The sequence below is a fragment of the Caballeronia sp. SL1002 genome (assembly GCF_057814995.1).
The window spans coordinates 45,497-58,746 of the sequence record NZ_JBYMUW010000006.1; the positions used below are offsets into that span (position 1 = coordinate 45,497).

The following is a 13,250-nucleotide window of genomic DNA, read 5'->3' on the forward strand; positions in this document are numbered from 1 at the left end:
AACGGCCAAGATATCAAAGGTCCAACCGCTGCACAGAGCGGTCGACTATTTACCCGACGCTATCCAGCGAACGTTTGAAATATCAGTGCGATCCCTAGGGACGTAACCGCTGCCGCGGCACAGGTTGCGGCAGCAATGGTCACTCCGTTTGGCATGAAATGCCGCATCAGGTCCCGTCGTGAGGCAAACCAGATGAGTGCGGCCATCGGCACAGGAACGGCAAGACTGAGAACAACCTGACTCCAAATCAGCGCACGTGTGGCATCGACACCCGCTAGCACAACGAAGAAGCCGGGCATGATGTTTACCGCTCGTCGAAGCCATAGCGGCAAGCGATATGAAACGAACCCTTGCATGATCATCTGACCGGCCATCGTACCAACCACGGAGCTCGATACACCCGACGCGAGCAACGCCACCAAAAACGCCGACGCCGCCATATTTCCCAACATCGGCGTAAGAGTTTTATAGGCCAAGTCGATCGACGCCACTTCCGGATGGTCCGCGTGAAAAGCGCAAACAGCCGTGATCACCATTGCGATATTGATCGAACCAGCCATACATAGCGCAGCAATGACTTCTGCGTTCGAAAATCGGAGGAGTTCCGTGCGCTCAGCGTCGTTGCGCATTTCTAGGCGCTCGCCAGCAAGCCCGGAATGCAGGAACAAGGCGTGTGGCATTACCGTCGCACCGATCATCGCCACTGCGAGCCACAACGCGCCCATATCTGGTACGGAGGGAATGAAGGCACCTTTGAAGGCAGCGTCCCACCTAATATGCACCATTGTCAGCTGAACGACGTATGCAACCGCAATTACGCCTACGAACGCGCTGATCACCCGTTCCATGGGTCGAAAGCCGGCACTTTGGAGCATCAATAGGGCATAGGTTGCCGCCACCGTTATAACCATTCCAAGGACGAGCGGGATATGCGCGAGTAGGGAAAAACCGATTGCGCCGCCCAGACATTCAGCTAGATCAGTGGCCATGGCGGCAATCTCGCTGATGATCCACATCAACCAAACGATAGGGTTCGGGAGATTTTGACGGCAGAGCGCAGCCAGACTCTGGCCCGTCACGATCCCTACCCTCGCAGAGAGCGACTGAAACAACATTGCAATCATGTTGGCAGCAAGCACCACCCATAGGAGGGCGTATCCGTATCTCGCGCCAGCTTCGATGTTCGTCGCGAAGTTTCCGGGGTCCATGTAGGCCACGGACACAACGACCGCAGGCCCGGCACACGTCAATAGGCCGCGCAAGCCGCTTCTGTGCCCGAGATGTACCTCTTGAGCCCGGGCCCCATCGATGCGGTTGGTCCTCTTTCCGAGATCGTGGCAGATAGGACGGCTCATTTTCGTTTGGTTATCGGAAGGAAGCCCGGCGTGCTCACCCAAAAAAAGACCTGCGCGAACGCAGGCCGAAGACTTCCCCAATTGCACATTCCCCGTTGGACGGGACAAACGTTTAACGCAATCGGTGTACCTAGGTGGCCGTCAAGCCAATAAACAAATGATATTGGGCATCATCGACGCTTCCTGCCTCGGGTCGGGCTCACGCTTGCAACCAACAAGACCGATTGAGGACAGATCCACAGCGCGCGTTGTCACGGTCGAGTCCCCAACGACGAGAGGACGCCGAGGAAGACCATTGAACGCTTTTGATTCGACTTCGGTGAGATGGCGGCGCCGCGCGTTGGCGCCGCCCGGCTGCTGTATAGCTCAGCCTACTGCAACATTAATGCGGCGTGGACGCGCTTCCTCGCGTCGCGGCACTGTAAGTCGGAGAACGCCGTCCTTCAGGTTTGCGTCAATCCGACCCGTATCGAAGTCGCTGCTCAGCGCAAACGCGCGGGCGAAGCGCGGTTGCACCATCTCCGCGTGCTGCAGACGTAGTTCGGCGGGCGTGGGAACCACAGCCTCTGCTTCGATGAAAAGGTTCGCCCCTTCAACCCGAACATCGAGGTTTTCCTTCGGCACGCCCGGTAGATCGGCCCATAGCGTAATGCCGTGGCTGTCCTCTACCACGTCCACGGGCGGAATTGCCGCCACCGCGCGCTGCGACGGGGTCGAGCCGGATTGCGAAAGAGCGTTTTTATGTTCCGTCAATTGAGTCTTGTCGTTCATGGCTTACTCCATCTGATGGTGTTAGCAGGTCGATAAAGTTACTCGATGGCGATCGCTCGCGGCTTGGAGGATTCGCGCTTTCCGACGCTGATCGTCAAGCATCCATTCTCGTACCGCGCCTGGACCTTATCGGGATCCGCATCTCGGGGGAGGTCGATCGCGCGCCGGAATGAGCCACTAAAGCGCTCTTGCGCATAGGTACGGCTTTGCTCCGAGGCCTCGCCTCGCGATGGCAGGCGCTCACCGCTAATCATCAACAGGCCCTTGTCGATGGTTACTTCGAGCTTGGACGGGTCAACGCCCGGCGCAAACGCGACGATCTCAACAGAGTCGTCGGTGGCGCCCATATTGATTTGGGGGAACGTTCCGCTACGCCCGGCGCGGATGCTCGATGGCGCGCCATTGAAAAAACTGGCCATCTGCTTGTGCAGGCGATCGAGATCTTCGAAGAGGCTCGTTCCAAAGAAAAGGTCACTCATGGTCAGGTTCTCCTGTTATTGCGGCGAGGAGACGACCGGGCAACGCGCTCCAGTCCATCTGTCTCACCGACGACAAATAAAACGAAACACGCAGTGCAATGTACGCGACTGCTCATGCGACGAAAACGAAAATAGGCGATCAGGACCAAGTTTTCAAGGCCCGAACTCAAAAATTTTTAGGCTTTTCTCTTGCTGTTTTTCGGCCCAATTCTGCCCTTGAAACTGGCGGACCCGACCATACACTCAAGCCAAAATTTCCCCTATCGAAGCTGGAGGTGATGATGAGTTTCAATGCTGAATGGGTGACGCTCGGGAAACATCGGACGCGCTTGCGCGCCACGCGCGGGTTTCCGACCGCAACACTGCGGACAGTTGCCGATCTTTCTCGGATTGGTATCGAAAATACGATGAGCGCCCGAGCGCGACTTGTTGAGGTCGTCTTCCGAGACGAGGACAGCGCCTATGACGTAACTGTCGCGACCACCGTCGCGCAGGACAAGGCCTGTGCTGCTCCGCTTGAGCTTGCGCTCTCGACGATACTGGGGTTGCCGGCCGATCACGTCACGGTAACGGTCGCGACCTTCAATGATTCCGAAGTCGAGCTTCGCTTCGGCGTCTACGAACGGCTGCTCGCACAAAAGCTGGGTTCCGTGGTTCCGATCCAGTAGGGCCGCTAGCGACCTCAACGTGGAACGCGGTTTGCGTTGCGCATCTTTAGGTCATTTACCGGAGACAAGAATGAGAGCGAAAAAATTTATTGCAGCGACGATTCTCGTGACGTCGGTCCCTGCCATGGCGTTTGCGCAAACGCAGGCGGCGAGTACAACGATGGCGAATAATCTTCCGAGCCCGGATAAAGAATTCGTCCAGGCTGCAAGTATGTCGAGTTCCACAGAGATCGACGCGAGCAAGCTCGCTTCAAAACAAGCGCAAGATAAGGACGTAAAGGCATTTGCACATCAAATGATGCTCGACCACACGAAACTGACGGTCCAGCTCAAAATGGCGGCCCCTCATGGTATCGCGGTCCCGAAGGACAACTCGGATACGGCGGTCCTCGACTCGCTGAAAGGGCTCCATGGTGCCGAGTTCGACAAGGCGTATATCCAAAAGGTTGGGGTCGAAGGTCATCAAAAGGCAGTCGAAGCATTTCAGAAAGAAGCTGACGGTGGCCAGAACGGCGATCTGAAAAAGGCGGCAACGAAGGCGCTGCCGACCATCCAAGAACACCTGAAGATGGCACAGGCATTAGCGGCAAAAAAGGGCGTGCAGTAGAGTCAGTAGGGGTTTCAAACAGGCGCTTCGGCACTCGCTGATGCTCATTTTCTAACGGAGACTTACCATGGCTGTGAAGACTTTGAACGATCTGTTTATCCACGCACTGTCGGATGTCTATAGCGCGGAAAAGCAATTGACGCGCGCGCTTCCGAAGATGGCTCGTGCCGCTACGAATCCGGACCTCAAAGCTGCGTTTGAAACGCATCTCGAGGAAACACATGGCCAGGTCGAGCGGATCGACAAGGCCGTAGAATCGGCCGGAATCAAACTGAAGCGCATCAAATGCGCTGCGATGGAAGGTCTGGTGGAAGAGGGGCAGGAGCAGATCGAAGAGATCGAGAAGGGTCCGGTGCTGGACGCCGCTCTGATTGGCGCTGCACAAAAGGTGGAGCACTATGAGATCGCCACCTATGGCACGCTCTGCGCGTTGGCTAATAAACTGGGTTATACCGACGCCGCCAAGCTGCTCGCGGAAACGCTGGCAGAGGAAAAGGCAACCGACGAGAAACTGACCCTTCTCGCCGAGCAAGAAGTCTCGGAAGAAATCGCAGGGACGTAATGCACCTATTTGCAAAAAGCCCGCCACTTGAGGGCGGGCTTTTTGTTGGACGCAGTCTTTACTGAGTTTGGCGGTCAAAACCGCAAAAGGGGCAACAGTGCCTTTGCCCCAATCGATGCGTTAGACTTTAGTTGCTTCGCCGGCACCTAGGTCTGCGCCGGTGGTCGGATCGGCCGAGGTGTCGGACGCGGTTCTCGCCGCCATGGCTTGAAGAACGTCTACATCGTCGGCTGTGACATTTACCGTTGCAAGGCCGTCGCCGCCGTCGACAGCGGGCTGCGGATCCTCGACGTATTTCCAATCGCCGCCTTCATTCCACGGCCCCCGGACTTCCTCACCCTTCGACATGTTGAAGTAGACGCTTGTGAATTCCGGCACACCGGGGAGCTTGCCCTGTGGGAAGTTCGGCTGGATCGAGTGCAGCGCCTTTTCAAACGACTTTTGATGCGCGATTTCCCGGGTCATCAAAAAGCCAAGAGCATCCTTAATTCCCGGGTCGTCGGTGACATTGATCAGACGCTCGTACACGATTTTCGCTCGAGCTTCCGCAGCGATGTTCGATCGAAGATCGGCTGTCGGCTCACCAATCGTGTCGATATAGGCTGCGGTCCACGGCACGCCCGCGGAGTTTGTAAGTGGCGCACCGCCGCCGTATAGCAACTGTGTCAGATGGGAGTCGTTCCCAGCACCGGTCAGCGAACGATACAGGGCTGCTTCCTTCTCAACGCCTTCAGCCAGTTGGCCCTTCGCGCCCTTATTGAGCATGGCGACGATTGAGCCAATGATTTCAAGGTGACTCAGTTCTTCAGTGGCGATATCGAACAGCAGATCCTTGCGACCCGGATCGTCTTCGGAGACTGCCTGCGTGAAGTAGCGGCACGCGGCCGCCAACTCGCCTTGCGGACCTCCAAACTGTTCCAACAGGAGGTTGGCCAGACCGGGATTCGGTTCAGCGACACGGACTGTGTATTGCAGACGCTTGTTGTGAACGAACATAGTTGCTCTCCATTGTGGGGGATGAGACGGCCGGCATTCGGCACTACGGATTCAGCAGTACGCATTCCTGATTGATATGCTTCGAATTTGTTTTTTTCTATCGCATTGATAGGTACGAGCTGAAAGTCGGTTCCCAGACATGCATCCACCAGCGACAATCGGACCGCCGGCCTGGGCCGCATATAGTTGCGGCCGTGTGGTGCCAATTCAGTCATGGAGGAAAGCTCCTGACTATTTTGACGGACCGTTGTCGGTGGTCAGTCGGTCAGCTCGTTTTCGAGCCTTTGAAATACTTCTTCGGTATCCCCGTGCGCGCGCAGCGCAAAAAGCAACAGCGATCGCCCAGTGATTTGGTACACGTCGCCAGAAAGAAATTCACTCACTTCTTCACGAACTGGGGCATTGGTGTCGATAAGACATCGCCAACGATCACTGCCGGGAATGGCGGGCAAGCTGAAATCGACGATATCATGGTGGGCATTAACGACAAGGAGAATGGTCGCGTCCGATGCGGGTCGTCTAATTCCAGTCGCCTGCGCGCGGCCGTCGACCACGAGGCCGAAGCAGCGCATGGACGGGTCGTCCCATTGCTCGGGCGTGAGCGGGTCGCCGGAAGGACTCAGCCACTTCACGTCCGCCACCTGCAGGTCCTCGCGGAACTCGCCGGTCAAAAAGCGCCCGCGCCGCAACACCGGCAGTGTGTGGCGCAGAGTCGTGAGCTTGCGGACGAATTCGATCAGCGCGCGGCCGTCCTCGTCGATACCGTCCCAGTCCACCCAGCTGATCTCGTTGTCCTGGCAATATGCGTTGTTGTTGCCGTTCTGCGTACGGCCGAACTCGTCGCCCGCGAGGATCATCGGCGTACCTTGCGAGAACAGCAGCGTCGCGAGCATGTTGCGTTTCTGGCGCTCGCGCAGCGCGCGGATCTCGGCGTCGTCCGTCGGGCCTTCCGCCCCGCAATTCCACGATTTGTTGTCCGAGTGGCCGTCCTTGCCGTCTTCGCCGTTCGCGTCGTTGTGCTTGTCGTTGTACGAGACGAGGTCGTTGAGCGTGAAGCCGTCGTGCGCCGTGATGAAATTCACGCTGGCCCACGGGCGGCGTCCGCGATGATTGAACTTGTCGCCGGAGCCTGTGATGCGCGTGGCGAGTTCGGCGGCGACGCCGTCGTCGCCCTTCCAGAATTCGCGCACCGTATCGCGGTATTTGTCGTTCCATTCGGCCCAGCCCGGCGGAAAGCCGCCAACCTGATAGCCGCCCGGGCCGCAATCCCACGGCTCGGCGATCAGTTTCACGCTGGACAGGATCGGGTCCTGCCTGCAGGCTTTCAGAAAACCACCACCTTCGTCGAAACCGTAGGGCTCGCGGCCGAGAATCGTGGCGAGGTCGAAACGAAAACCGTCCACGTTCATTTCCGTGACCCAGTAACGCAGGCTGTCGGTCACCATCTGAAGCACGCGCGGATGCGACAGGTTGAGCGTGTTGCCCGTGCCCGTATCGTTGATGTAGTAGCGGTTTTCGTCGGGCATCAGGCGGTAATACGAGGCGTTGTCGATACCGCGAAACGACAGCGTCGGTCCGCGTTCGTTGCCCTCGGCCGTGTGGTTGTAGACCACGTCGAGAATGACTTCCAGCCCCGCCTCGTGCAGCCGGTCGATCATCGCCTTGAATTCGGCGATCGCACCCGGCCCTTGCGCGAAAAAGCGCGGATCGGCGGCGAAAAAGCCGACGGTGTTGTAGCCCCAGTAATTGGTCAGACCTTTGTCGGTCAGATGGCTGTCGTTCACGAACGCGTGGATCGGCAGCAGTTCGACCGAGGTCACGCCGAGGCTCTTGATGTGGTCGATCACTTCCTTCTGCCCGAGCCCCTCGAACGTGCCGCGCAGGTGCTCCGGCACCGCCGGATGGCGCTTCGTGAAGCCGCGCACGTGCGTTTCGTAGAAAATGGTCTGTTCCCACGGTACCCGCACGCGGGTGCCGTGCGTCCACGTGAAAGTCTGGTCGACCACCTGGCATTTCTGCATGAACGGCGCGCTGTCGCGCTCGTCGAACGTGAGGTCGTCGCCGTCGGCGTTGAGCGTGTAGCCGAACACGGCCGGGTCCCATTTCAGCTCGCCGACATGCGCCTTTGCATACGGATCAAGCAGCAGCTTGTTCGGGTTGAACCGGTGTCCGGCTTCGGGCTCATACGGTCCATGGACACGGTATCCGTACACCGCGCCGGGCTTCAGACCGAACAGATACACGTGGAACACTTCGTCGGTGTACTCGGGCAGCTCGATACGTTCGAGTTCCTTTTCGCCCTTTTCATCGAAAAGGCACAGTTCGACCTTCGTGGCGTGCGCGGAAAACAGCGCGAAATTGACGCCTTCACCGTCCCAGGTGGCGCCGAGTGGAAACGGCGAGCCTTCGGCAATGCGGATGTCGTTTAGCATTCGTTAATTCGAGGCAAGTTGATTGGCGCCCCATTGATATGGGAGCGTTCGGGCACGGACTTTATGGCTCTAGCTAGCCAAAGTCCGGCCATTTCAGCACGCGATGTGCCAGCAGACGATGGCCGGGCGGCCAAATTGCCATCGGAAACGTCGGACCAAATAGCGCTTCCCCAAATTGCAAGTCGTAGGGCAAGTAACGCGTGGCATGCGCTGCCATCGTGAGCAGAGTGTGATGCTTTTGGGTGCGGCGATTGCTCACTGAGCGTTCGACCATTGCGAGCCGACGGCTCATCATCGAATCGATCCCAGGAGGATCTATGCGCGCACTTCGCTGGCACGGGAAACACGACATTCGCTGTGACACGGTCCCGGACCCTGTCATCGAAGAGGGACGAGACGCCATCGTGAAAGTGTCGAGTTGTGCTATATGCGGTTCGGACCTGCACCTCTTCGATGGATTTATGCCGACCATGAAGAGCGGAGACATCATGGGTCACGAATTCATGGGAGAGGTGGTCGAGGTTGGTCGGGACAATAAGGCATTGAAGGTTGGCGATCGAGTCGTCGTGCCTTTCACTATCTTTTGTGGCGAGTGTGACCAGTGCAAACGTGGCAACTTTTCGGTTTGTGAGCGCAGCAATCGCAACAAGGAGGAGGCGGACAAGGTATTTGGCCATGCGACTGCTGGGCTCTTCGGCTATTCGCATCTAACCGGAGGTTATGCAGGCGGGCAGGCAGAGTTCGTTCGCGTGCCTTTCGCTGACACAACCCACGTAAAAATTCCCGCAGGACTAACGGACGAGCAAGTGCTGTTTCTCGGCGATATTTTTCCGACGGGCTGGCAAGCTGCGGTCAATTGCGAGATCGAGCCGACGGACACGGTTGCAATCTGGGGCGCCGGACCTGTTGGACAGATGGCGATCCGCAGTGCGATTTTGCTAGGGGCCAAACAGGTCGTCGTAATTGACCGGGTGCCAGAGCGGTTGGCGATGGCGCGGGCCGGCGGGGCGATCACTATCAATTTCGACGAAGAGAGCGTGCTCGATCGCCTGCAAGAGCTCACGCACGGGAAGGGGCCTGAGAAGTGTATTGATGCAGTAGGTATGGAATCGCACGCTACCCGCTCGATGGACGCAATGTATGACCGGGTCAAACAAGCTGTGATGCTTGAAACAGACCGGCCCCATGTGCTGCGTGAAATGATCTATGTTTGCCGTCCCGCGGGCATTCTCTCGGTGCCGGGTGTTTATGGCGGGCTGATCGATAAGGTCCCGTTCGGAGCGTCGATGAACAAGGGGCTGACATGGAAGATGGGTCAAACCCACGTGAATCGCTGGACCGATGATCTACTTCAGCGCATTCAAGAAGGGCAGATCGACCCTTCTTTCGTAATCACCCATACGGTGCCGCTCGAAGACGGGCCGGGGATGTATAAAACCTTCCGGGACAAAGAGGACGGGTGCATCAAGGTCGTGTTGAAACCTTAAAGTGAAGGTCGCCGGATCTTCGCGGGGTAAAATCGGAGAGATGCTATGACAAAGACTAGAGAACTGTCTCCTGGCGAGGTCGACTCCCGGCTAGCGAAAGGAGATGGAGCCAAGATTGACGAGACGCTCGATAAGCTTGGCGTCACAAAAGATTCTGCGGGTAACGATACGCGGCAGGAATCGGACAGTGAAGGGTCAAACAGCTCCAGTAAGGATCTGGATGCGGGATCTGGCGGATAAGTCACAATTGTTCAACGGGGCACAATCCGGTTATTGAAATGCTCCGTTGTTCAAGGCCGGTACGTTCTTGAATCCGGGCTTCGCAAAGAAATATCCTTGCATCAGGGTCACGCCGTGGCTGGCGAAGAAGTCTCGCTCTCCCCGCGTCTCGATGCCTTCAGCAATGACGGTGATCCCTAAATCAGCGCAGATTCTGAGCACACCGCCGACAATTTTTTGCCTGACCTGGTCGCTGTCGATACCTCGAACGAGCTCCATGTCGAGTTTGATAAAATCCGGTTGAAAATCGACAAGCAAAGTGAGCCCGGAGTATCCGGCGCCAAAATCGTCGATAGCAGTTTTAAAGCCAAATTCTTTATAAGCCTTGAATATCTCCACCAGATGCGGGCGACTAATAATGTTTTCGCCTTCGACCGTTTCAAAAATCACCCGATCAATCGGAAAGCCGTGCAATTTCGCCGCTGCGAAAGTGCTTTTAATGCACGCCGCTGGTCGGTAGACGGCATTAGGCATAAAGTTAATTGAAAGAAATGACTGTAAGCCGATCGCCGCAGCCTGAGCGATGGCTGTTGTGCGACAGAGTTGGTCGAAGTGATAGCGGTTTGTTTCGCTTACCTGGGACAGCACTGATGCGGCTGATTCGCCATTCGGGCCACGGACCAACGCTTCGCACGCAAAGATGGAATGAGCCGCCGTATCCACAATAGGCTGAAACGCAAAAGAAAGGTCGATCGCCTCGTCAGGTTGCGAAACACAGCCGAGGCAGCCCGACGATGATGCAGATCGGACAAGCAAGGGATTGGTCGGCGACATGATGATAGTCCATTAAAATCGGCGTTTGGCGAGGGGCAAGGCACGCACATGAACTATCGGCCGCCCGGGGAAAAACTTTACACTTAAAAACGAGGGCGCCACGCGCCGCAGTCGACGATACTCGTCCGTCGGCACTCGAGTTGCGATTACTGCAGGCCTTCCCTCGACTACGGTCGTTTTTGTGACGAACCATTCACTTGAACTAATAATAATTGATCTTTGATCTTATGTTGAGGCCCATCCTTTTAATCGAAGACGATCCAAAAGACCTTGATCTTGCGTTATGTGCTCTGAAACGCTGTCGATTAGCGAATCCCGTAATTTCTTTTCGAGATGGCGCTGATGCTATGGATTATTTACTGGGGCAAGGCATGGGGAAGTCGCTAGAAAAAGGTCATCCGGCGCTCATTTTGTTGGATAAGAAGCTTCTTCGAATGGACGGGCATGAGGTCCTTCGTGAGATCCGGGGACACGAGACCTTGTGGTCTATCCCGATCATTATGCTGAGTGGCTCGCGAGAGGAGCACGATCTGGCGACGAGCTATGACCTTGGAGCAAACGCGTATCTGATCAAGCCCTTGCATTTCCAAGATTTGATATTGGCGATCAGAGATCTGGGGGTTTGGTGCGCCCTGATAAGCCCCCACACTCCGGAATGATGGCCCCGCGGACCTTGCTTTTTGTAGTGGACCGTAGGCGTCGATAGGAGCAGATTTATGCCAGCAAGCGCCGGCCGGGCAGTTCAATTGTGCGATAAAATCGACATTAGGCATATAAATCGTACGATAAGATGCCGGATCGCTAGTTCGATCCACCGTGCTACGCTATGCTCGAAGGTCGAAATACCTTCGAAAGAGTTCGTCGTTGGAGGCGCGACGCGGCCGCACAAGGCTGACCAGATCGCAATTGGCGACTAAATTTCGGGCCAAGAGGCGTATTTGTCCCAAACATCCACAGGCCTATACATGGAAAATGTGCCTACAAGGCTGCGCAGCGATGTGCCGGGATTCGACGATATTTGCGGCGGAGGATTGATCGCGGGTTCGTCTTACATTGTGCAAGGACGACCCGGTGCTGGGAAAACGATTCTGGCGAATCAGATCGCGTTCGCGCAAGCTCAACAAGGGCGCAAGATCCTTTACGTCACTCTTCTCGCCGAATCGCACGATCGCTTGTTTCAGTCGCTCTCGACGCTTGCGTTTTTCGATGCGACCCGAGTGGGCGTCGATATCACCTACATCAGCCTTTTCCGAACCCTGCGAGAAGAGGGTCTTTCGGCGCTGGTTGCGGCACTGCGCGGTGAGCTAGCCCGCCAAGGCGCGACTGTCCTTGTTATGGATGGACTTCTTAATGCACGCGAGAGCGGGCAGAGTAATCTTGATGTAAAGACGTTTGTCGCCGAGTTGCAGGGTCACGCAGCGTTCACGGGATGCACGGTGCTTTTTCTGACGAGCGCGCACTCTGACGAATCAAGCCCGGAACACACGATGGTCGACGGGGTTATCCAGCTAGAAGAGCGCGCTTTTGGGTCTAGGACTGTCAGACAAATCTGTGTCGCGAAGTCACGAGGCACGCGCGCTTTGGGCGGAGTGCATCTATACGAGATAACCTCGCGCGGAATCGACGTTTATCCGCGGCTCGAAGCAAAGCTTGCCGCGCCATCCGAAGGTGAACACTTAACGCTGTCGCGTCTGCGAACGGGCGTTCCTGGCTTTGACGAGCGTCTGGGCGGCGGCTTGCCGACAAGTTCGGTTACGGCAGTCGTTGGACCGTCGGGAAGTGGGAAAACCACTTTTGGACTTGGCTTTCTACGGATGGCGACGCCTGAAAAGCCTGCGATTCATTTTGGGTTTTATGAAACACCCACGCGATTAGCTACCAAGGCGGCTGCGCTCGGGATCGATATTCCCGCAATGATTACATCCGGGGCTCTATCGATATTGTGGCGCCCTCTTACCGAAAACTTACTTGATAAGCTTGCGCAAGAGCTGCTCAGCGCAGTACGTGAGACTCGCGCAGAGCGCCTTTTTATCGATGGTCTGGCAGGGTTCGAACGAGCGACGGTGAACCCGCATCGCATGATCGAGTTTTTCGCCGCGCTCACCAATGAACTCAGAGCCATCGGTGTGACGACTGTTTGTACCTGGGAGACGAAGGAGCTTTCGGGATCTTGGCTCAACAACCCCTCTCCGGAAGTTCTCAGTCAGATCGACAATTTGATCAGCCTGAAGCACTCCCTGCGAGACGGGGAACTGCGTCGTGCGATGACAGTGTTGAAAGTTCGCGACAGCGCTTTTGAGTCTTCGATAGCTGAGTTTGAGATTGCGGGCGTCGGAGTCGGGCTCGAGGTTACGGGCACGATGCCATTCGGAACCGCGGGCGGTGACGACGCTGACGATGGTCGATAGGTGTGGGCCGTAATATGGCTTTGATACTTGTCGTGGACGACGAGTCTCTTGTGACCGACTTCCTGACCTTCTTGTTAGAGCGAGAGGGTTACGAGGTTCTCGCTGCTCGCGACGGCGCTGCGGCGCTTAGTCTCATCGAGCGGAGGCGGCCGAATCTCATCATCACGGATCTCATGATGCCGGTGATGTCAGGATTGGAATTTGTGACAGCGGTACGGCGAGACACTGCGCTGGCTAATGTGTCGATAATCCTTTGCACAGCAGCGCCCGGGGCGCTCGCCGAAGGAGAACGAGGGCTTTTTGCAGCGGTATTGCATAAGCCCTACGCGCCAGCGCAGTTGCTCGAAACCATACGCCTCAGTTTGGACTCTGCGCGAGGTGACGATCCAAAGTAACGTACCGCGCGCTTTCATTTCCGATGCGCATAGACCA

Annotated in this window: 13 protein-coding genes; 7 read left to right on the top strand and 6 right to left on the bottom strand. The window is 56.6% G+C overall.

The window, feature by feature from the left end; genetic code table 11:
- Positions 1-59 precede the first annotated feature (59 nt).
- The 3 genes from AC3D25_RS30390 to AC3D25_RS30400 form a co-directional block, all read right to left on the bottom strand.
- Positions 60-1,355: an Nramp family divalent metal transporter gene (locus AC3D25_RS30390; RefSeq protein WP_488892235.1), complete on the bottom strand. Its 1,296-nt coding sequence runs from the start codon at positions 1,353-1,355 to the stop codon at positions 60-62.
- A gap of 366 nt (positions 1,356-1,721) precedes the next feature.
- Positions 1,722-2,126 carry an Hsp20/alpha crystallin family protein gene (locus AC3D25_RS30395; protein WP_488892236.1) on the bottom strand — a complete coding sequence of 135 codons (405 nt, stop codon included), beginning with the start codon at positions 2,124-2,126 and terminating at the stop codon, positions 1,722-1,724.
- Between the two features lie 38 nt (positions 2,127-2,164).
- On the bottom strand, positions 2,165-2,605 hold the full coding sequence (locus tag AC3D25_RS30400; protein WP_488892237.1) for an Hsp20/alpha crystallin family protein: 441 nt from the start codon (positions 2,603-2,605) through the stop codon (positions 2,165-2,167).
- A 98-nt stretch (positions 2,606-2,703) separates the two neighbouring features.
- Between AC3D25_RS30400 and AC3D25_RS30405 the strand changes: the two genes are divergently transcribed.
- The 3 genes from AC3D25_RS30405 (at position 2,704) to AC3D25_RS30415 (ending at position 4,442) form a co-directional block, all read left to right on the top strand.
- Positions 2,704-3,273, top strand: coding sequence for a hypothetical protein (locus tag AC3D25_RS30405; RefSeq protein WP_488892238.1), 570 nt, complete (start codon positions 2,704-2,706; stop codon positions 3,271-3,273).
- A gap of 70 nt (positions 3,274-3,343) precedes the next feature.
- Positions 3,344-3,880, top strand: coding sequence for a DUF4142 domain-containing protein (locus AC3D25_RS30410; protein ID WP_488892239.1), 537 nt, complete (start codon positions 3,344-3,346; stop codon positions 3,878-3,880).
- 67 nt (positions 3,881-3,947) lie between these two features.
- The gene (locus AC3D25_RS30415; RefSeq protein ID WP_488892240.1) at positions 3,948-4,442 is read left to right on the top strand and encodes a YciE/YciF ferroxidase family protein; all 495 of its coding nucleotides are present in this window, start codon (positions 3,948-3,950) and stop codon (positions 4,440-4,442) included.
- Positions 4,443-4,562: 120 nt separating this feature from the next.
- Here AC3D25_RS30415 and AC3D25_RS30420 read toward each other — a convergent pair whose 3' ends face one another.
- Together AC3D25_RS30420 and glgX are read right to left on the bottom strand one after the other, a co-directional pair.
- Positions 4,563-5,438 carry a manganese catalase family protein gene (locus AC3D25_RS30420; RefSeq protein ID WP_488892241.1) on the bottom strand — a complete coding sequence of 292 codons (876 nt, stop codon included), beginning with the start codon at positions 5,436-5,438 and terminating at the stop codon, positions 4,563-4,565.
- 257 nt (positions 5,439-5,695) lie between these two features.
- The gene (glgX, locus tag AC3D25_RS30425) at positions 5,696-7,870 is read right to left on the bottom strand and encodes a glycogen debranching protein GlgX (RefSeq protein ID WP_488892242.1); all 2,175 of its coding nucleotides are present in this window, start codon (positions 7,868-7,870) and stop codon (positions 5,696-5,698) included.
- A 317-nt stretch (positions 7,871-8,187) separates the two neighbouring features.
- On the opposite strand from glgX, the gene AC3D25_RS30430 reads away from it, so the two are divergent.
- Entirely contained in the window at positions 8,188-9,357 is a 1,170-nt protein-coding gene (locus tag AC3D25_RS30430; protein ID WP_488892243.1) for a zinc-dependent alcohol dehydrogenase, read from the top strand.
- 270 nt (positions 9,358-9,627) lie between these two features.
- Here the strand turns inward: AC3D25_RS30430 and AC3D25_RS30435 are convergent, their stop codons facing one another.
- Positions 9,628-10,410 (bottom strand): EAL domain-containing protein, encoded by a 783-nt coding sequence (locus tag AC3D25_RS30435; protein WP_488892244.1) that lies wholly within the window; start codon positions 10,408-10,410, stop codon positions 9,628-9,630.
- Positions 10,411-10,637: 227 nt separating this feature from the next.
- On the opposite strand from AC3D25_RS30435, the gene AC3D25_RS30440 reads away from it, so the two are divergent.
- From AC3D25_RS30440 to AC3D25_RS30450, 3 genes are all read left to right on the top strand, one after another.
- Positions 10,638-11,069, top strand: coding sequence for a response regulator (locus tag AC3D25_RS30440; RefSeq protein WP_488892310.1), 432 nt, complete (start codon positions 10,638-10,640; stop codon positions 11,067-11,069).
- Between the two features lie 306 nt (positions 11,070-11,375).
- Positions 11,376-12,818, top strand: coding sequence for an RAD55 family ATPase (locus AC3D25_RS30445; RefSeq protein WP_488892245.1), 1,443 nt, complete (start codon positions 11,376-11,378; stop codon positions 12,816-12,818).
- Positions 12,819-12,832: 14 nt separating this feature from the next.
- The gene (locus AC3D25_RS30450) at positions 12,833-13,213 is read left to right on the top strand and encodes a response regulator (protein WP_488892246.1); all 381 of its coding nucleotides are present in this window, start codon (positions 12,833-12,835) and stop codon (positions 13,211-13,213) included.
- Positions 13,214-13,250 lie beyond the last annotated feature (37 nt).